At 66.1% G+C, this 17017-nt stretch carries 23 protein-coding genes; 13 read left to right on the top strand and 10 right to left on the bottom strand.

Translation table 11 applies throughout. The annotated features are described in order from the left end of the window. The first annotated feature begins 114 nt into the window (after positions 1-114). Together EPL00_RS04230 and EPL00_RS04225 are read left to right on the top strand one after the other, a co-directional pair. Positions 115-1410, top strand: coding sequence for an MFS transporter (locus tag EPL00_RS04230; protein ID WP_135851674.1), 1296 nt, complete (start codon positions 115-117; stop codon positions 1408-1410). A gap of 98 nt (positions 1411-1508) precedes the next feature. After that, positions 1509-2276, top strand: a complete 768-nt coding sequence (locus EPL00_RS04225) for an NAD-dependent epimerase/dehydratase family protein (protein ID WP_135851675.1) — start codon at positions 1509-1511, stop codon at positions 2274-2276. Positions 2277-2300: 24 nt separating this feature from the next. Here the strand turns inward: EPL00_RS04225 and EPL00_RS04220 are convergent, their stop codons facing one another. The 4 genes from EPL00_RS04220 to EPL00_RS04205 form a co-directional block, all read right to left on the bottom strand. Beyond that, on the bottom strand, positions 2301-2570 hold the full coding sequence (locus tag EPL00_RS04220; protein ID WP_135851676.1) for an HAH_0734 family protein: 270 nt from the start codon (positions 2568-2570) through the stop codon (positions 2301-2303). A 110-nt stretch (positions 2571-2680) separates the two neighbouring features. Further along, positions 2681-3580, bottom strand: a complete 900-nt coding sequence (locus EPL00_RS04215; protein ID WP_135851677.1) for a twin-arginine translocation signal domain-containing protein — start codon at positions 3578-3580, stop codon at positions 2681-2683. A 96-nt stretch (positions 3581-3676) separates the two neighbouring features. Next, the gene (locus EPL00_RS04210; RefSeq protein ID WP_135851678.1) at positions 3677-4078 is read right to left on the bottom strand and encodes a hypothetical protein; all 402 of its coding nucleotides are present in this window, start codon (positions 4076-4078) and stop codon (positions 3677-3679) included. Continuing rightward, a complete protein-coding gene (locus EPL00_RS04205) occupies positions 4078-4917 on the bottom strand; it encodes a hypothetical protein (protein WP_135851679.1) in 840 nt (279 codons plus the stop codon). Before EPL00_RS04205 ends, EPL00_RS04210 begins: the two co-directional genes overlap by 1 nt. 435 nt (positions 4918-5352) lie before the next feature. Here EPL00_RS04205 and EPL00_RS04200 point away from each other — a divergent pair, with 435 nt between their 5' ends. Genes EPL00_RS04200 through EPL00_RS04180 form a run of 5 tightly spaced genes read left to right on the top strand, consistent with a single transcriptional unit; the run spans position 5353 to position 7608 of the window. Next, positions 5353-5634: a 50S ribosomal protein L44e gene (locus tag EPL00_RS04200; protein WP_135851680.1), complete on the top strand. Its 282-nt coding sequence runs from the start codon at positions 5353-5355 to the stop codon at positions 5632-5634. 3 nt (positions 5635-5637) lie between these two features. After that, on the top strand, positions 5638-5856 hold the full coding sequence (locus tag EPL00_RS04195; protein ID WP_135851681.1) for a 30S ribosomal protein S27e: 219 nt from the start codon (positions 5638-5640) through the stop codon (positions 5854-5856). Continuing rightward, positions 5853-6656, top strand: coding sequence for a translation initiation factor IF-2 subunit alpha (locus EPL00_RS04190; RefSeq protein ID WP_135851682.1), 804 nt, complete (start codon positions 5853-5855; stop codon positions 6654-6656). The genes EPL00_RS04195 and EPL00_RS04190 overlap by 4 nt, the downstream gene beginning before the upstream one ends. Positions 6657-6660: 4 nt before the next feature. Next, positions 6661-6843 (top strand): RNA-protein complex protein Nop10, encoded by a 183-nt coding sequence (locus tag EPL00_RS04185; RefSeq protein ID WP_135851683.1) that lies wholly within the window; start codon positions 6661-6663, stop codon positions 6841-6843. 6 nt (positions 6844-6849) lie between these two features. Next, positions 6850-7608 carry a proteasome assembly chaperone family protein gene (locus EPL00_RS04180; RefSeq protein ID WP_135851684.1) on the top strand — a complete coding sequence of 253 codons (759 nt, stop codon included), beginning with the start codon at positions 6850-6852 and terminating at the stop codon, positions 7606-7608. 30 nt (positions 7609-7638) lie between these two features. Here EPL00_RS04180 and EPL00_RS04175 read toward each other — a convergent pair whose 3' ends face one another. Further along, a complete protein-coding gene (locus EPL00_RS04175; protein ID WP_135851685.1) occupies positions 7639-8178 on the bottom strand; it encodes a DUF7344 domain-containing protein in 540 nt (179 codons plus the stop codon). A 143-nt stretch (positions 8179-8321) separates the two neighbouring features. Here EPL00_RS04175 and EPL00_RS04170 point away from each other — a divergent pair, with 143 nt between their 5' ends. After that, positions 8322-8894, top strand: coding sequence for a J domain-containing protein (locus EPL00_RS04170; RefSeq protein WP_135852471.1), 573 nt, complete (start codon positions 8322-8324; stop codon positions 8892-8894). A gap of 129 nt (positions 8895-9023) precedes the next feature. Beyond that, a complete protein-coding gene (locus EPL00_RS04165) occupies positions 9024-9788 on the top strand; it encodes a hypothetical protein (protein WP_135851686.1) in 765 nt (254 codons plus the stop codon). Positions 9789-9966: 178 nt separating this feature from the next. Here the strand turns inward: EPL00_RS04165 and EPL00_RS04160 are convergent, their stop codons facing one another. Then, positions 9967-10749 (bottom strand): DUF7839 domain-containing protein, encoded by a 783-nt coding sequence (locus EPL00_RS04160; protein ID WP_135851687.1) that lies wholly within the window; start codon positions 10747-10749, stop codon positions 9967-9969. Between the two features lie 134 nt (positions 10750-10883). Between EPL00_RS04160 and EPL00_RS04155 the strand changes: the two genes are divergently transcribed. Together EPL00_RS04155 and EPL00_RS04150 are read left to right on the top strand one after the other, a co-directional pair. Beyond that, entirely contained in the window at positions 10884-11300 is a 417-nt protein-coding gene (locus EPL00_RS04155; RefSeq protein ID WP_162224144.1) for a putative toxin-antitoxin system toxin component, PIN family, read from the top strand. 176 nt (positions 11301-11476) lie between these two features. Next, positions 11477-12199 carry a metallophosphoesterase gene (locus EPL00_RS04150; RefSeq protein ID WP_135851689.1) on the top strand — a complete coding sequence of 241 codons (723 nt, stop codon included), beginning with the start codon at positions 11477-11479 and terminating at the stop codon, positions 12197-12199. Positions 12200-12566: 367 nt separating this feature from the next. On the opposite strand, the gene EPL00_RS04145 is transcribed toward EPL00_RS04150, so the two are convergent. Continuing rightward, positions 12567-13835, bottom strand: a complete 1269-nt coding sequence (locus EPL00_RS04145) for an NAD(P)/FAD-dependent oxidoreductase (RefSeq protein ID WP_135851690.1) — start codon at positions 13833-13835, stop codon at positions 12567-12569. Between the two features lie 96 nt (positions 13836-13931). On the opposite strand from EPL00_RS04145, the gene EPL00_RS04140 reads away from it, so the two are divergent. Both EPL00_RS04140 and EPL00_RS04135 read left to right on the top strand, forming a co-directional pair. Beyond that, entirely contained in the window at positions 13932-14189 is a 258-nt protein-coding gene (locus EPL00_RS04140; RefSeq protein WP_135851691.1) for a DUF5789 family protein, read from the top strand. 48 nt (positions 14190-14237) lie between these two features. Then, on the top strand, positions 14238-14555 hold the full coding sequence (locus EPL00_RS04135; RefSeq protein ID WP_135851692.1) for a transcription factor S: 318 nt from the start codon (positions 14238-14240) through the stop codon (positions 14553-14555). Between the two features lie 211 nt (positions 14556-14766). On the opposite strand, the gene EPL00_RS04130 is transcribed toward EPL00_RS04135, so the two are convergent. From EPL00_RS04130 to EPL00_RS04120, 3 genes are all read right to left on the bottom strand, one after another. Continuing rightward, the gene (locus tag EPL00_RS04130) at positions 14767-15570 is read right to left on the bottom strand and encodes a formyltransferase family protein (RefSeq protein WP_135851693.1); all 804 of its coding nucleotides are present in this window, start codon (positions 15568-15570) and stop codon (positions 14767-14769) included. 135 nt (positions 15571-15705) lie between these two features. Next, on the bottom strand, positions 15706-16488 hold the full coding sequence (locus EPL00_RS04125) for a tRNA (adenine-N1)-methyltransferase (protein WP_135851694.1): 783 nt from the start codon (positions 16486-16488) through the stop codon (positions 15706-15708). Then, a complete protein-coding gene (locus tag EPL00_RS04120) occupies positions 16485-16886 on the bottom strand; it encodes a nascent polypeptide-associated complex protein (RefSeq protein WP_135851695.1) in 402 nt (133 codons plus the stop codon). Before EPL00_RS04120 ends, EPL00_RS04125 begins: the two co-directional genes overlap by 4 nt. Positions 16887-17017 lie beyond the last annotated feature (131 nt).

Here is a 17017-nt window from a genome sequence, read left to right as displayed (position 1 = left end):
GTCGAACATCGCGCTGTCGGGCGATTTGAACGAGTAGCGAGCGCCTCGAACCCTCGTGTCTTTCCGGGAGCCGTGAACTTATTACGGCGGGTCCAGCTATTTCGAATCGTAACAGTGTCCGAGTCGAGCGGCGGGTCGCTCCGCCTCTTCGGGAACCGCGAGTTCGTGGCGCTCGCCAGCACCGCGTTCGCCCGAAGTCAGGCCTACTCCACGATTCTCATCGCGCTGGCGCTGTACGCCGACATGTTCGGGACCTCCGCCAGCGTCGAGGGACTGTTCGGTACGGCGTTCGCCGCGGTCCAACTGCTCATCGTCCTGCCGCTCGGTCGCTACGTGGACCTGCGCGACTCCAAAAAGTTCCTCTTGGCGGGCTTGGCGCTCAACGTCGTCGTGTTCGTCGGGTTCGCGTTCGTCGCCAACGTCGAACACGTCATCCTCCTGCGAATCGTGCAGGGCTTTTCCGCGAGCATCCTCTGGCTGACCGGGACCACCGTCGTCGGCGAAATCAGCCCCGACGAGTCGCGCGGATTGTGGATAGGCACGTACAATCAAGTCGGCGCGTTCTCCAGTCTGCTCGGCGACGTGTTCGGGGGACTCCTCCTGTTTCTCTACGACTTCAAAGTCACCTACGCGATTCTGTCGGTCATCACCATCGGCGCGTTCTTCGCCGTCTTCGCGTTCCTCCGGGACAACCCCGGCGGCCGGGCCGACCCCGAGGAGGCCAGCGGCTACGAGACCATCCGGGACCTGATGGAGCGCCGGGCCATCAAGGCGCTCGTGTTCTTCCGGGGCGCGTTCAGCGTCGGGAAGATGGCGGTCATCATCTTCCTACCCATCTTCGCGCGGACCGAGTTCGGCATCAACGCCTTCGTCATCGGGGGCATCATGGCGGGCGGCAAGCTCACCAAGTCGCTCACGCAGGGGAAGGTCGGCGACCTGACCGACCGTGTCGGCGAGAAGTATCGGTTCATCCTCGTGGGCGCGCTGACCTACGCGGTCGGCACCGCGCTCATCCCGCTGGCGAAGTACGCCGAGGGCTACGTCCCGTCGATGACGCTCTCGGCGTTCGGGGGGTCGCTCGCCCTGCCGGGGGCCTTTTTCGTCCTGTTCGCGGCGTACGCGATTCTCGGTATCGCGGACAGCCTCCGGCTTCCCGCCAGCATGGCGCTGTTCGTCGAGGAGGGCGAACACTTCGACGCGGTGGGGTCGAGCCTCTCGTTGCGCTCCATCGCGTGGAAGGTCGGACAGGTCGGCGGCCCGGTGATGGTCGGAGCTATCTGGGACGCGACCTCGGTCCTCGTCGCGTTCTGGACCGCCGCGGCGTTCATCGTCGTCTCCGCGGTCGTGTTCGCCGCGATGTTCACGATGGAACCCGCGCCCGAACACGTCGCTACGCCCGCCGACGACTGACCGCCCCGCCCGTCAACGGCCGACCGTCGCGCCCGCAGACGACCGACGCGGGCGACCGGTGCAAGTACCTATTTCCGGTCGCCCGTGGTACCCCCGACATGAACGTCGCCATCACGGGAGCCGCCGGTACCGTCGGCCGCGAGGCGTTGCTGGCGCTCTGTGGCCACGAGGTGACGCCCATCACCCACCGCGACCACGACGAGTTGGAGGGACCGACCCTCGACGTGACCGACCGCGAGGCGTTCGCCGACGCGCTCGACGGACAGGACGCGCTGGTCCACCTCGCGGGCAACGCCTCGCCCGACGCCGACTGGGACGGTGTCTTCGAATCCAACATCGGCGGGACGCACAACGCCTACGAGGCCGCCCGCCGGAACGACCTCGACCGAGTGGTCTTCGCCTCCTCGAACCACGCGGTCCAGATGCACAACGTCGCCGACCCGGCCGAACCGGAGTCGATGCGCGAGGAGGCCCGTGCCGTCCGCCCCGACGACCCGACTCGACCCGACTCCTACTACGGCGTCAGCAAGGTCGCGGCCGAAGCCCTCGGGGATTTCTACGCCGACCGTCACGGTATCGAGGTCGTGAACCTGCGAATCGGCTGGCTGATGGACGAGGAGGAACTGCGCGAGACACAGACGGCCGACGAGAGCGACGCGGCCCGGCGGTTCGCTCGCGCAATGTGGCTGAGTCCCGGCGACTGCCGGGAGGTCATCCAGCGCGCGGTAGACGCCGACCTGCCGGAGTCACCCGTCGTCGCCCACGCTATCTCGTGGAACGACGACCGCTACCTCTCGCTGACCGAGACGATGCGAAAACTGGACTACCGACCGCGAGACGATTCCGCGGAAATCATAGAAGGCTGAAAACGCGAACTCCGAACCGAAGGATTACGACACGGCGAGTTCGTCGGCGCGCTTGACGATGTCGATGGCGTCGGCGTCCACGGACTCGGTGTCGAGCCAGTGGGGCACGTAGTTGCGCTTCGCGAAGTCCTCCCGTTCGTCTTCGGTGCCGATGACGCACCACAGTTGGGGTTCGTCCGGGCCGTGCCAGTCGCCCTGCCGACTGACCGAAAAGCAGACGACCTCCTCGCCATCGTAGTCGATGATGGCGTTCTTCCGGATGCCGGGGTTCCCGTGGATGATGAGTCGCTTCATGCTCGGCGATTCGGAAGGAGCGCGTTTAAGCGCTTCGGGACGGCCTCGGCGGCGAGTTCGGGAGTCTCCTCGTCGCGCGATTGCAAAAAAGCGGGAGCCGCGAGACCGACTCAGACGTACGAACTGACGTTCTCCATGTGGTAGACGACCTCATCCGAGAGGTTCGTCAGGTAGCCCGAGTGGTCGTCGCCGACCTGCGAGGTGCCGTCGAACTCGGTGTAGTTCGGCGCGGGCGTGTTGCCCTCCTCGTAGCCCGTTTCGCCGAGGGCTTGGTCGAACTCGATGGTGTTGTAGACCCACTGGAGAACGTCGTCCTCGTGGCTGTGGTAGTTGAACGCGCCAGTGACCACGTCGCGGATGGCGTTGTAGGTGTCGATGGACTCCTGCGTCGGCGCTTCGTTGTCCTGCGCCGCGCCGAGCAGATGCGTCGAGTACACTTCGTAGCCGTTGTCCGTGAACCACGAACCGTTCAGCGACCGGAGCGAACTCAGTAGGACTTGGGCACCGAGCGAGTGACTGACGAGTCGGACTGTCGAGTTCGGACACTGGTACTTGTAGTCCACGAGGAACTGCGCGAGTTTGACGCCGTTCTTCTGGGCGACGGTCTGGGCCTCGCCCCAGCCGAAGTCCACGCCGCCGCCAACGTCGTTGTCCCACGTGTAGCCGACGACTTGGCCGCCGTATCCGGCCGCGGTGAGTTCGTCACGAGCGAGCTGGATTTTGTCGCGGGCCGCTTGTTCGGCGTCGGACTCGCTACTCTTCTTGTCCCACCCGTGGATGAACACGGTCAGGTCGCCGACACAACCGGTGTCCACGCCGGGGACGAGACCGTTGGTGTCGTAGCTGTACTGGGTTTCGCCAGAGACCAGCGACGTGCCGCTGTAGTGGTCGCGCGTCGAGACGAGCGGCACGTCGTAGGCCGCGGCGGAACCCGAGGAGCCGACGAGGGCGGCGGCCCCGGTCGTTGCTACGGCGCTACGCTTGAGGAAGGTGCGTCGATTCACCGTCATCGAATCAATCCTCGAACCGAGTTTACTTAATTATTACTTTTATAGTAATAAATTTATAAATGAAATCGAGAGGGTGGAAATGTCGGTGAGAGAGATTCACCGGAAGAAGTCGTCGATTGCTTCGGACACCGAGTCGTCGTGATTGCGGACGCGACGCTCGTAGCAAGTCTTACAGACCAGTCCCTTCCGTCCGACCGGCGAGCGGTCCTCGTCGGCGGACTCGTGGCCGAAGTAGTAGCCACAGTCGTCGCAGACGAGGAGGTCGTCGGCCGGACCGAGGAAGCCCCGGAGCGACCCGTAGGCCGCTTCGCCGGTCAACAGGTCGTCTGGCGAGAGGTCGTCTGGCCAGTCGGGGTCCCGAGCGAGTCGGTCGGCGTGGGCCTCGCTGACGTGAACCGCACCCCGTTCGCGGGCGTCCTGCCGTGCGGCCTCGCAGTCCTCGCCGGTCCCGCGGACCCGATGCCCGCAGTGGACGCACTCGAAGCGATGCTGGACCATTATGCGGACTCGACCGCCTCCGGTCGGTCTGGGTCCGATACGGCCCCGTCGGCGAGTTCGTAAATCGTCGTCGCGGCCTTCGAGACGCGGCACGCCCGGCGCTCCTGCCGGACGTAGTAGGCCCGGTCGGTCTCGCGCTCGGCCACGAGTTCGGCGACGAACACCCGGTCGCTCCCGGCGACCGGTTCGAGGACGGTCTCCTCGGCCAGCACCGGCGGGAGTCGGAAGACGACCTCGCGCGGCCCGGCCGGAAGCGCGGCCGCGAGCGCGTCCGCCTCGCGTCGGTTCACGTCCGGGTCGGCCGACAGGTCGGTCCGCCGCTCGACGCGCACGCGCTCGGCGGTGACGGTTCGCCCGTCGTCGCTCGGTTCCGACCCGCCGTCGGTGGCGACGGCGCTCGGCGACGACGGGGAGCCACCGACGCCGAAGACGGTTTCGCCGACATCGGGAGTCGTGTCGCCGACACCGGTCGTTTCGGGCGGGGCGTCCGTCCCCGCCGACGCCGCGAACGCGCCGGGAACCTCGTCGGCCGCCACGAGTTCCGGGCGCGTCTCGCCGAGGAGGGCCACCACGCGGCCCTCCTCGCAGGTCTCGACTCGCTTTCGACCGCGGTGACGGTCGAACGTGGCACACTCCCAGTCGGGACCGACCCACCGAACGAACCGCTCTCCGGCGGCGTCGGTCCAGCGGAGACAGACCTCGCCGTCGGTCCGCCTGACCGCGGTCAGGAAGTCCCGCGGCCGGGGACTCGCGGCCCGGTCGGTGAGGTGGTAGTCGCGGACGCGCTGGACCGGCGCGCTCGCCGGGACCGACGCCAGCAGTCGCGCGATGTCGGTCATCGGAGACCTCCTCGGACGCGTGATGTCGTTTGCGGCGGTGCCAGCGTTCTCGCCGGTGCCGTCGGTGCCCGCGTCGGTACCGTGGTTCCCGTCGGCACCGTCGCTCTCGTCGCGTCCCCCTGCCCGTCCATTCCGTATCGGTCGAACCGATTCGAGTGAGCGCCTAACATCGTATCCTCCGGCGACCGTCGAGGGCGTCGTCACACCACTACGCACCCGCCTTGCGACGGTCGTTACACAACAGTTCACACGGAACGAACTTAAAATCGTGCCACGCGGGGCGAAAGTAAAAGTCGGCGACGAGACCGACCCGGCACCGGTCGAGGAGGGACCGTCGCGGAACGGGCCTCCTCGGAGTCGCGCCCTCTCGGGGTCGGTCGTGAACCAAACGGGTTTTAAGCCCCGTGGCCCTACTGGACGGCAAGGTAGATATCTATGCAGATGCCACGACGGTTCAATACGTACTGCCCGCACTGTAAGGCACACGAAGAACACGAAGTCGAAAAGGTACGAACCGGTCGCTCGACCGGCATGAAGTGGGACCAGCGCAAGCAGCGCGAGGGTTCGAAAGGTATCGGGAACCGCGGTCGCTTCTCGAAGGTCCCCGGTGGCGACAAGCCGACCAAGAAGACCGACCTCAAGTACCGCTGCAGCGAGTGTGGCAAGGCCCACCTCCGCGAGGGATGGCGCGCCGGACGACTGGAGTTCCAGGAGTAAATCATGGCAGGAAACTTCTACAAGGTTCAGTGTCCCGACTGCGACAACGAACAGGTCGTCTTCGGCAAGGCCGCGACCGAGGCCGCCTGCGCCGTCTGCGGCGCGACCCTCGCCCGGCCGACCGGCGGCGACGCCGAGTTCGAAGGCGAAGTAATCGAGACCGTGGAGCGTCGCTCCGCGAGTAGTCGGACCGACTCCGACGAGACAGTGGAAGCTCAATGAAATACAGCGGCTGGCCCGACACCGGCGAACTCGTCGTCGGCAAGATAGACGAGATAGAGGACTTCGGCGTCTTCGTAGACCTCTCGGAGTACGAGGACAAGCGCGGTCTCATCCACGTCAGCGAAGTCGCGAGCGGATGGATAAAGAACATCCGCGACCACGTCAACGAGGGCCAGACGGTCGTCTGCAAGGTGCTGGACGTGGACACGGGCGCACAGCAGATCGACCTCTCGCTCAAAGACGTTAACGACCACCAACGGTCCGAGAAGATTCAGGAGTGGAAAAACGAGCAGAAGGCTGGCAACTGGATGGAACTGGCCTTCGGCGAAGATATGGGCGACGAGAAGTACTCGCACGTCGCCAACGAACTCCTCGCGGAGTTCGGCGGCCTCTACGGCGGCTTCGAGCAGGCCGCGATTCACGGTCCCGAGGCGCTCACCGACACCGACCTCACCGACGACGAGGTCACCCAAATCGTGGACACCGCCCGCGAGAACGTCTCGGTGCCCTACGTCACGGTCACGGGGTACGTGGACCTCGAAAGCGCGTCGAGCGGCGGCGTGGACGACATCAAGGAGGCGCTTCAGGCCGCCGAGGGGAACGGCGACATCCCCGACGAGATCGACCTCGAAGTGACCTACGTCGGTGCGCCCGAGTACCGCATCCGAGTGAAAGCGCCCAACTACAAGACCGCCGAAGACCAACTCAAGGAAAGCGCGGCCCGCGCGGAGAAGGCCATCGAGTCGGTCGGCGGCACCGGGTCGTTCCACCGCGAGCGCCAGACCGAAGAAGAGCAGTAGCCGGATGAAATCCGACATCCTCGTCTGCTCGGCGTGGCGCGACGAACACTCGCGGCCGGTGTACTCCCTTTCTGCGACGTGTCCCGAGTGCGGAGCCGAGGCCGTCAACAGCGCGCCCGCGCCGTTCAACCCCGAGGACCCGCACGGAGAGTACCGACGGGCACTTAAGCGGCGCGCCCGCGAGTAACACCACATGGACGAACTCGACATCGAGGTAGTCGCCGACCCCGACCTACAGGACCCGGTGCTGGTCGAGGGCCTGCCGGGCGTCGGCCACGTCGGAAAGCTGGCGGCCGAACACCTCCTCGAGGAGAAAGAAAGCGAGTTGGTGCGACGGGTCTACTCGGAACACTTCCCGCCGCAGGTCAGCGTCGAAGACGACGGGACGACCGGTCTGGCCTGCGCGAAGATTCACGCGGTCGAACTCGACGACCGGGACCTGCTGGTGTTGACCGGCAAGCACCAAGCCAGCGACAACACCGGCCACTACCGACTGACCGACGCCTTTCTGGACGTAGCCGAGGAGTTCGGCGTCGAGACGGTCTACGCGCTCGGCGGCGTCCCCACGGGCGAACTCATGGACGAGTACGACGTGTTGGGCGCGGCCACCGACGAGGAGTTCGTCGAAGAACTCGAAGCGGTCGATGTCGAGTTCCGCGAGGACGAACCCGCGGGCGGCATCGTCGGCACGAGCGGACTGCTACTGGGACTGGGCGAGCGCCGGGGCTTCCGGGCGACCTGCCTGATGGGCGAGACCAGCGGCTACCTCGTGGACCCCAAGAGCGCACGCGCGGTCCTCGAAGTGCTGGAAGAACTCCTCGACTTCGAGGTCGACTTCGACTCGCTGGAGGAGCGCGCCGACGACATGGAGGACGTGGCCAACAAGATCCAAGAGATGGAAAACCAGCAGTCGAACATGCCGACCGACGAGAACCTGCGGTACATCGGCTGAACGGCGCTACTCCTCGCCGCGAGACAGTTTTCAGGACCCGAACAGCTGTCGGTTTCGCTCGGAGTAGGCGTGATACGCCGCCGAGACCGCGAACAGGGCGAGGAAGTACCACGCCCAGAACCCGACGCCGAACGACGAGACGAAAAGCAGGTCGAACCGGACCGCGACGAGCGTGAGGAGACCCAGCAAACTCACGCCGAGATAGTACGTGGACCACGAGATGTCGTCCTCGGAGACGACCTCCATGTACACTTCGACCTCCTCGGCCCGGTCGCGGAGTTCGAGTTGCTGGTCGCGCTGGTCGTAGTCGATGATGTCGAGGTCGTCGAGTTTCGGCAGGTGGGTCTGGTGGAGCGAGACGTAGACGCTCTTTCGGACATCGCGGGGCGGCGGCGACTCGCCGGTCTCGGCGGAGGCGATGTGTTCGGCGAGTTCGTCCACCGAAATCGGCCCATCGGACTCTCGCAATCGCTGTAGGGCGCGTCGGCGTCGGTCGTTCCGGAGGACGTTGTGAATCTCGCCGGGGTCGAGTTCGTCCTCGCGGTCGGGAGTCTGGTCCTGTACTGTCATTTGTTCGAATATCGGCACCGACCTGACATACCGTTCGGTCAATCTAAGTGGACGGACATTAATGTTGGCATCATTTCGAAGCGAAATACGCGAGAGGGGGTTGCGAGAGATTCTTTACGATACGGCCCGTACGCCCTCGCGTGTTGCCCGAATGGCTGGTCGTCGGTCTCTGGCTGTCGGTCGGGGTCGGCGTCCTCATCGGCGTCATCTTCGTCGCGGGGTCGCGCCTCTACCCGCACCAGCCCTCGAACGCGACCTACACCGCGGGCGAAGGTCGCCGCCGCGTCGAAATCCGCCAGTACCTCTCGGCCATCGGCGAGGAGTTCGCCGAGGACCACTTCGTGGAGGGCCAGCACGTCGCGTTCTACCTGCCGAAACGCGACGTGGCCATCACCTTCGACGCGCGGGCGTACTTCCGCATCGAGCGGTCGCCGACCTACGCCGTCCTCGTGGAACACGAGATGCCCGGCATGCATCTGGGCGACCGCCTGCCGTTCGAGACGCCGGACATCTCCGACGACGACGACGAGGAGCGCGTGGACCCCACCGAGGCCGCGTTCGCCATCTTGGGCGTGCCCCACGGCGCGTCGCTGTCGGAGGTCAAGCGCGCCTACCGGCGGAAAGTTAAGGAGGTCCACCCCGACCACGGCGGCGACCGCGAGGAGTTCCAGCAGGTCCGGGAGGCGTACACCGCGGCGAAGAATCGCGTGAGTTAGGCAGGTGACTTACAATCGGAGTTTTCTGTAGTAGCAGACGTAAAGCGAGATACGTCTACTGTATCAATCACCTGAATAGTCTATATTAGTATCGAATGACTATTAAGTCGTGTATGGGAACAACGGCGTATGCCCGATGAGGACCGGATACGGAGGGCGAAATTGGCTCGCGAAGAGGCAAGAGAGACGATAGACAAACAATCGGCGACGCTCTCGGACATTGACGAGAAAGCGATGCAGATATTCCGGGCGAACGTGGTCCTCGCCGGAATTACCGTGAGTGGTATCTCTATCGCGGTGCAAGCGAACGAAACTCCTACCACGGCCATTCTCAACCCGTTTACGAAGTTCGGAGTAGTCCTTTTGTTCACTGGGACGGTTCTATCTGCCGTCACGTACACGTCTACCAGTGAAGAAATCGGCGTAAATGCGGACGATGTTACGGAGAGTATCTTGAACGAACGGTACGAGTACCATCTTGTCGAAGAAGGGTTGGCCGAAGAGTACAGCAGGTGGATTGCAGCTAACTACCGGTCAAACGTCCAGAATGCGCTCCTGTTTACGACGACGCTTCTTACGACGGTGATGGCAATTTGTTACTTCTTCGTCGGTGCGGTCGAAATCTATCGTGCATCACTGCCATGGTATACGAATCTCGGAGTATTCGGGCTGTTCTTAGTCGTTGCAAGGATTAGCGGACTGCCGGGACAGTCGAAGCGATGGTACTGCGAAACGAGCCCACAGGACCGATTTTTCGGCTGGCTCAGGGATTGGACGGCACGGTTCGGGACTGATAGTGAAGAACCCGAGAAGAACGAAGCGACGAATCGAGACGACGCAAAAAATCAGACCGAGTGCGAGAACGAGAATCCCGACGACGAGCAAGGTGCGTGAACCGAATTTATATGACGCCGAAGATATTGCTAGACGCTATGACCGACCACACCGAAGACGAAGAGAAACCTAGCTTCGAAGGACAGACGGTCTTCAAGGGAGACTTCAACGAGAACGAAGACGAAAACGAGGACTGAAATCGAGCGACGAGGAGAACCGTACTTTTTCGACTCCGTAATTAGCCGAGTTCCGAGACCTCGTAGGTGACGTTGCCGTCGCGGAGCGCGTCGGTGACTCGGCCCACGATGTCGGCGGTGGCGACGACCACCACGTCGAGACCCCGACCCGCGGCCTCGGCGGCGACCTCGCCCGCGGCGAACGTCGTCGCGGGGTCGCAGTCGGCCCGCCGGAGCGCCACCACGGCCTCGACGCCCGTCGCGGCCACGAGGTCGGCCGCCTCGCAGGCGTCGGCGAGCGTTGGGGTGTCGGTGGCCGACGCGCCGCCCGACCGGACCGGCGGCACCTGATACACCGTCACCGTGCCGGGGTCGAAGTCGATGATGCCCTCGAACCCGGTGACGCCCACGTCCGCGCCCGCCTCGGCGTCGGTGGTGGCGACGCCGGTCGCCGGTCCCTCCTCGCCGGGCGTCGCGTGGAGGAGTCCCGCCCGGAGCGAGAGCGTGACGGGTTCGCCCTCGGTCACGTCGTCGGTGGCGATGGCGGCCTCCTCTTGGACGCTCCCCAACACGTCGTCGGTGACGTGGTCGGCGTACCGGCGCACGTCGGCGGCCTCCTGCAACAGCCAATCGACGCCCTCCTTGGTGACGGTGTAGCGCGACCGGCCCTCCTTCTCGACTAACTCCTCTTCGACCAGCGCCCGGATGTACTCGCTGACGGCCTGACTCGTCACCCCGACCGCGTCCGCGATTTCGCCCTGACTCACCGCGGGTTGGCGCTCGGCGATCTCGGTGAGGATGCGAAACCGCGTCGCGGCGCGTTTGTTCTCCAAAACGTCGGCCATACTGCCGTATTTCGGGACGACGGACATAAATCCCCGGCGGTTGGCGGTTTCGAGCGGTCGGTGATGGGGGCCGGTTCGGTGGGGACCGAACGCGGTTCGGGACGCTTTTCGTCGGTCGGGCCGGACTCCTCGGCGTGAACCGGCCGACCGTCGTCTTCGACACGAACGTCCTCGTGGCGGAACTCGCCTTCCCCGAGGAGTCCCCCGATTGCGTCGCGCTCGCCGAGGACGGAGCGGTGGAGGCCGCCCTCTCGCCGTCACTCTGCCGGGAGTTCGCCGCGGTCCTCGCCGACGACCGCCTGCCGCACCCGGCCGACCGGCGCGCCGAGACGGTCGAGCGAGTCGTCGCGTTCGCCCACGTGGTCGAACCCGCGGTCGAAATCGACGCCGCGGCCGACCCCGACGACGATGCCGTCCTCGAATGCGCGGTCGCGGCCGCCGCGGACGGCGTGGTCTCGGACGACCACCACCTGCGGGACTGCGACGGCGTCGCGGGCGTTGCCGTCCGCACGCGAGAGGCGTTCCTCGACCGTGACGCGGGCCACCTCTAGGCTCCTTCGAGCCGTATCTATAATCTTATAGCACATTTTTCTCGTTCTCTAAGAACGGTATAGGGACCTCGACGGGAGCCGACTGCCCGTCTCGACGGATTCAGTGACCGGGAAAATACGACACCGAAGCGTCGCAATCGCAACCACGAAGACACCCGGCCACCTACACCGCGCCGATGGACGCGCAGTTCCGCGACCGGGCGGTCTACCTCCCCGCCGAGGAGACCCTCGTGGTCGCCGACCTCCACGTCGGCCGGGACGCCTCCTCGGCCGTCGAACTCCCGCTGGGCGAGCGCGCCGACCTGACCGACCGGCTGGCCGCCCTGCTGACCGACTTCTCGCCCGCCGAGGTCGTGGTCGCGGGCGACCTCCTCCACGCCTTCGACCGGATTCCCGAGGGCGTCGCCGAGACGGTGGCCGCGCTCGGCGGGACCGTCGCCGACGCGGGCGCAGAGCTGGTCGTCGTCCGCGGGAACCACGATTCGATGCTCGACGGTCTCCTCGAGGAGTCGCCCGCGAGCGCGGCGTGCGACTGGGCGTCCGTGCCGACACCCGAGGAGTACCGCGTCGGCGACACCCTCGTCGTCCACGGCCACGCCGCGCCCGACGAGAGGGCCGACCGGTACGTCGTCGGCCACGACCACCCGGCCATCGAAATCGAGGGGACGCGCCACCCCTGTCTGCTGTACGGGCCGGAGGCCTACCGGGGCGGCGACGTGGTGATGGTGCCCGCCTTCAACCGCCTCGCGCCCGGCGTCGCGGTCAACGGGATGTCGGCGCGGGACTTCCAGTCGCCACTGGTTCGGGACGCGGACGCGTTTCGGCCGGTCGTGTGGGATTCGGATGGCGAAGAAGTGCTGTCGTTCCCGCCGCTAGGCGAGTTTCGACGGATGCTTTGAATCGGTGAAGTAGTTACTTCCGTGGGTTTCGCTGTCTGCGAGACAGTGAATGCGACGGAGACGCGAGTTGGTATTGACGCTACTTGCGAGACGGACGACCGCTGTCGAGAGAAGCGAACTATTACCGACGCCAAGGAGTCTACCGCAACCGCACGGCACCGCTCCTCGTCCTCCCCAACCGCCTGCGGTCCTCACTGCGTTGCGGTCCTCGGCCACCGGGAGACAAACCGCGTCTCCCGAGCCTGCACTCACGTCCGCTCGTGCAGACCTCGCGCGGACGGGCGCGGCGCACGAGAGCGCCGCGCCGCACGCGCCGGGGTGGAGGAGTCCGATTCGAGTTCCGAGAGTCCGGGAGTAGCTTCGGGTTTCACGAGTCCAAATCGAAGTCGCTCGCCACCGTCTTCGCGGCCTTCCGCCCGCTCATCATCGCGGCGTTCAGCGACGACGCCTCGGTGAACTCGCCCGCGAGGTAGACCGGCCCCTCCGGCGCGTCCACGTCGGGCAGACGCCGGTGGACCCCCGGCGGTTGGGCGAACTGCGCGAACTCCACGCGACTCGTGTGCAGGGGTTCCAACTCGACGCGCCGCTCGGGGTACCACGCGTCGAGCGTCCGGGCCGTCTGGGCGGCTAGCTCCTCGTCCGGGTCGTCGGGGACGCCGAGGAACGTCGCGCTCAGGAGGTTGCGGTCGTCCGGCGCGTACTCGGGGGCGACCGACGAGAGTTGGGCGATTTGGTTCGGCGCGTTGGATTCGGCGTTGAGCAGGAGTCGCTTACCCACGTCGAGTTCCGGGCCGTCGAAGGCGTAGTACTGCGTGACACAGCCCTTCGCGTCGGTCGGAATCGACTCGACGCCGGTCAGCTCGCGGGCTTCCTTCGGGTCGGTGGCGACCACCACGGCGTCGGCGGTGGTCGAGTCCCGGCCGAGTTCGAGTTGCGGGTCGCGGCCGTTCGCGCGGAGGTCGGTCACGGTCTCGTCGGTCACGACCTCGACGCCCTCCTCGCGGGCGGCCTCGGCCAGTCGCTCGCTTATCGCGGCCATCCCGCGGGCGGGGACCGCGATGCGCCCGACCGTGAGCATCTTGAACGTGAACTCGAAGACCTTCTTCGAGGTCTCCAGACTCCGGTCGAGCGTGATGCCGCCGTAGAACGGCCCGGCGAAGTTGTCGAGGAATTGCTCGGAGAAGCCCCGTTCGCGGAGGTACTCGCGGGTCGAAGCGTCGCGGCCGTCGAAAATCTCGCGGTCGGGCTTGTCGGCGAGTTCCCGTCGGAGTCCAAGGACCTTCAGCTTGTCTCGCCACGTCACGTCGCGGTTGAGCGCCGACTCCAGCGCGGCGTCCACGTCCCGGAAGGGGTCCGAGAGCGTCGCGCGCTCGCCGGGCCGGGCGATTACGGCACCGGGCTTGAAGTAGCGCAGGTCGAGCGAATCGAGGTCCAACTCCCGGCGGACCGCCGGGTAGGCGGTGAACAGCACCTGAAACCCGCGGTCGAAGACGAACCCGTCGCGACGCAGGCTCCGGACCCGCCCGCCCAACTCGCGGTGGCGCTCGTAGAGTCGCACGTCCGCGCCCGCGTCGGCCAAGTGACGCGCCGCGACCAGTCCGGCCAGTCCTCCGCCAGCGACGACGACTTCGGTCATGCCGGGCAGTTCGGGCGCACGGAACAAATTTTCTCTGCTCCGCGGCGACGGAAATCGCCGACAACACCTAAGGGCCGACTCGTCGTAGCCCGGACCATGGCACGGGAGGTCAAACTCAGCCGCGTCGAGTCGGTCCTCGGCGAACTGTCGTATCCAGCTACGCGGGAGACCGCGGCCAGCGAGTTCGAGGACGTGACGCTGCTGCTCGCCGACGGGGAGCGTAACTTGGGGGAACTGATCGCCGACGTTCCGGCCAACGAGTTCGACTCGAACGAGGAGCTTCAGTCGGAGATCAACAACGCCCTGCCGCGGGAGGCGGTGGGCGAACCGTACCAGTCGGAGGGCGAGGGGTAAGCCAAAACCGGTCGCTTAACTTGCCGGGTCGGCTACGGCGTGACAACAATGGAGTTCTGTGACGAGTGCGGTTCGATGATGAAGGCAGAGGACGAGCTGTGGGTCTGTGGGAGCTGTGGCAACAAGACGCCGAAAGACCCCGACGCCAACTACGTCGTGACCGAAGATCAGGAGGCCACCGAACTCATCGAGACCAGCAAGGGCGACGAGGAGAGCGCGCTCCCGACCACGGACGCCCACTGCCCGGAGTGTGGCAACGACCGCGCGCGCTGGTACATGCAACAGATTCGCGCGGCCGACGAGAGCGAGACGCGCTTCTTCATCTGTACCGAGTGCGAACACAAGTGGCGGGAAGACGACAACTAACGACCACCTTTTTTCTTCGTCGGGTGTCCTCGGACGCGACCTGTGGTCGCGTCCTGCGGGCACCCCTCCTCGAAAAAATGTGGATCAAAAAAGGGCCGCTCGCTCGGTCGCTTCGCTCCCTCACTCGCGGTAGAACTACTGGTACGAGAGAATTAGCTGGTGCGCGAGCCTCCGGCTCGCTGGCTCGCGGTTCGTCGGCGATTCGAGGAGACTACCCCACGACCCGCCGGACTCGCCCCGTCCCTTCCTTGAAGACGTACTTCAGCACGTCGCCGCCCTCCGGAAGCGAGTAGAGGTCGCCCAACTCATCGGGCGACTCCGGTTCGACGCCCGACGCGACGTTCCGGACGCCCTCCACCAGCACGTCGTCGGAGACCGCGAACAGGCGCTCGCGGACCGCCGACCACGTTCGGGCGTCGGCGAGGTCCACCGGTTCGTAGGCGACGACCTCCCCGCCGTCCAACGTCTCGGTGAGTCGTTGGAGCGTCACGCCGCCGGTCTCCTCGTCGTGGAGAAACTCCCAGAAGCCACAGGGCATCCCGCGGTACTCCCGGAGGTCGCCGTGGTGAAAGCTCAGGACGCCGTGTTCGGGCGCGTCCAGCACGTCGCCTTTCAGGATGCCGAATCCGAAGCGAATCGCCACGTCCGTCTCGCCGACCGCTTCGACCGCGCGGTCGGGCAGGACGTTGCCGAAGTCCGGGGCCGGTCGGGGTTCGACCGCCAGCGTCTCCGGGTCGCCGAGTCCCTCGATAGCCGCCACGTCGCGCGGTCGCTGGTAGGCGGGCGGGTCGCCGAGTCGGACCGCCGCGCCGACCGGCGTCCAGAGCGGGTACTCCCGGAAGCGGTCGAGGTAGTGGCTCAGACCGCCCGCCTTCCCGCCGGTCGCTTCGGTACACCGGACGACGAGCGAGACCTCGGCGTCGGTCCGGGCGAGCATCGACTCGACGGCGCGGGCCTGCCACGCGGGAACGTCTGGACCGCGAACGAGGAGCGCGGCTGATAGTGTCTCGGACATGCGGAGTGTCGTCTCCAAGGAGGGCGACCGTCGGCTTTGTTATGGCCCGACTTCGCGGACCGAGGCCCGGCCTACGAGAGAATAGGTGGTGTGTGAACCGGCCGAACACGGGGCGTCGGGCGGGTTCCGATTCCGTTACGGCCGCCGCGCGAAGGTCAGATACCCCGTGTGCCCGACGCCAGCGGTGGAAGGCCGCGACCCCCGGTCGTCGAAGTCCATCCGGCGCTGGATGGTCTCGAACGTCTCCACGTCGGCGAGTCCGACCTCGCGGGCCGCCTCCACGACCTCGCGGGTCGCCTCCACGAACGGCGAGTAGACCGCGACGTAGCCCCCGCGGGCCAGCAGGTCGGGCGCGCGAGCGACGACCTCGGGCGCGTCCTCGGTGTCGAGGGTCAGCACGTCGAACTCGCCGAGGTCCGAATCGGCCGCGGGAGAGTCCGACCCGTCGCTCGCGTCGGTCGATTGGTCGCCCGTGCCAGCTAGCTCCGCGGTCAGGTCGCCGGTACGGACCTCCACGGAGTCGGCCACGTCGGCCAGTTTCATGTTCTCGCGCGCCACGTCGGCGAAGTCGGAGTCGCGCTCGTAGGTGGTCACGTCCGCACCCATTCGGCCGAGGTACGCCGAGAGGACGCCCGTTCCGGTCCCGGCGTCCAGCACGCGGTCACCCGCGGCGACGCCGGTGTGACCGACGATGAGTCCCACGTCGCGGGGCATCATCGGCGCGCCGGTGCGCTCGAAGTGGTTGAACAAATCGGGACCGCGCAACCGCCGGACCTCGAACGGTTCGCCGAGGTGGGTCTCCAGCGTCTGGCCGGGTTCCACGTCGTCGGGTACGTCGAGGACCCCGAGGTCGGTCTGTAGCTCCTCGCCCGGTTCCCGGAGGTACTCCCGGTCGCCGTGAACCAGCAGGACCGTCACTCTAGGCGCTCGACTGCGGCCGCGAGGTCGCCGTCGGTCGCTTCGAGGGCCTCACGAGCCTCGTCCTCGCTCGCGCCGGTCCGCATGGCGACGATTTCGATGTCGTCGTCGGGAATCGCGCTCCCGGCGTCGCCGCCCGCGTCGGCGTCGCCCGACTCGACCGCGCTCGCGTTGCTCGCGTCGCGGGTCTCGGGTTCGCCGACGACCTGATAGGTCTCCTGACCGCGGGCGTCCATCACGGTAATCTCCGGGTTGTCGAAGACGAGTTGTTCGCCGTCGCTCTTCGTGATGACGACCTCCTCGGCGTCGAGTTCGTCCACGTCGATACCCATCTGCTTCATCATCTGTTGCATCTTGCGCGGGTCGAGTCCACCGCCGCCGCCTCCTCCTCCAAACATACTCGACTCGTCGGAGCGTGGAGAAATAAGGTTGGCGGACCGGCACCGACGCAGGTCGGGTCGGTCGGGTCGGCCAGTCGGAATCGAGGTCCGAGGAGGACTCGCCGACAGCTTTCTGGTCGCAGACGCCG

Source organism: Halorussus salinus, assembly GCF_004765815.2.
Classification (GTDB): Archaea; Halobacteriota; Halobacteria; order Halobacteriales; family Haladaptataceae; genus Halorussus; species Halorussus salinus.
The sequence above is the reverse complement of the archived record's forward strand: the minus strand, read 5'-3'. Positions and strand labels throughout refer to the sequence as shown.

What these genes read in the sequence shown, in the direction of transcription:
- EPL00_RS04225 (WP_135851675.1), top strand. Translation starts at nt 1,509, where the DNA reads ATGAACGTCGCCATCACGGGAGCCGCCGGTACCGTCGGCCGCGAGGCG.
- EPL00_RS04220 (WP_135851676.1), bottom strand. Translation starts at nt 2,570, where the DNA reads ATGAAGCGACTCATCATCCACGGGAACCCCGGCATCCGGAAGAACGCC.
- EPL00_RS04215 (WP_135851677.1), bottom strand. Translation starts at nt 3,580, where the DNA reads ATGACGGTGAATCGACGCACCTTCCTCAAGCGTAGCGCCGTAGCAACG.
- EPL00_RS04210 (WP_135851678.1), bottom strand. Translation starts at nt 4,078, where the DNA reads ATGGTCCAGCATCGCTTCGAGTGCGTCCACTGCGGGCATCGGGTCCGC.
- EPL00_RS04205 (WP_135851679.1), bottom strand. Translation starts at nt 4,917, where the DNA reads ATGACCGACATCGCGCGACTGCTGGCGTCGGTCCCGGCGAGCGCGCCG.
- EPL00_RS04200 (WP_135851680.1), top strand. Translation starts at nt 5,353, where the DNA reads ATGCAGATGCCACGACGGTTCAATACGTACTGCCCGCACTGTAAGGCA.
- EPL00_RS04195 (WP_135851681.1), top strand. Translation starts at nt 5,638, where the DNA reads ATGGCAGGAAACTTCTACAAGGTTCAGTGTCCCGACTGCGACAACGAA.
- EPL00_RS04190 (WP_135851682.1), top strand. Translation starts at nt 5,853, where the DNA reads ATGAAATACAGCGGCTGGCCCGACACCGGCGAACTCGTCGTCGGCAAG.
- EPL00_RS04185 (WP_135851683.1), top strand. Translation starts at nt 6,661, where the DNA reads ATGAAATCCGACATCCTCGTCTGCTCGGCGTGGCGCGACGAACACTCG.
- EPL00_RS04180 (WP_135851684.1), top strand. Translation starts at nt 6,850, where the DNA reads ATGGACGAACTCGACATCGAGGTAGTCGCCGACCCCGACCTACAGGAC.
- EPL00_RS04175 (WP_135851685.1), bottom strand. Translation starts at nt 8,178, where the DNA reads ATGACAGTACAGGACCAGACTCCCGACCGCGAGGACGAACTCGACCCC.
- EPL00_RS04165 (WP_135851686.1), top strand. Translation starts at nt 9,024, where the DNA reads ATGCCCGATGAGGACCGGATACGGAGGGCGAAATTGGCTCGCGAAGAG.
- EPL00_RS04160 (WP_135851687.1), bottom strand. Translation starts at nt 10,749, where the DNA reads ATGGCCGACGTTTTGGAGAACAAACGCGCCGCGACGCGGTTTCGCATC.
- EPL00_RS04150 (WP_135851689.1), top strand. Translation starts at nt 11,477, where the DNA reads ATGGACGCGCAGTTCCGCGACCGGGCGGTCTACCTCCCCGCCGAGGAG.
- EPL00_RS04145 (WP_135851690.1), bottom strand. Translation starts at nt 13,835, where the DNA reads ATGACCGAAGTCGTCGTCGCTGGCGGAGGACTGGCCGGACTGGTCGCG.
- EPL00_RS04140 (WP_135851691.1), top strand. Translation starts at nt 13,932, where the DNA reads ATGGCACGGGAGGTCAAACTCAGCCGCGTCGAGTCGGTCCTCGGCGAA.
- EPL00_RS04135 (WP_135851692.1), top strand. Translation starts at nt 14,238, where the DNA reads ATGGAGTTCTGTGACGAGTGCGGTTCGATGATGAAGGCAGAGGACGAG.
- EPL00_RS04130 (WP_135851693.1), bottom strand. Translation starts at nt 15,570, where the DNA reads ATGTCCGAGACACTATCAGCCGCGCTCCTCGTTCGCGGTCCAGACGTT.
- EPL00_RS04120 (WP_135851695.1), bottom strand. Translation starts at nt 16,886, where the DNA reads ATGTTTGGAGGAGGAGGCGGCGGCGGTGGACTCGACCCGCGCAAGATG.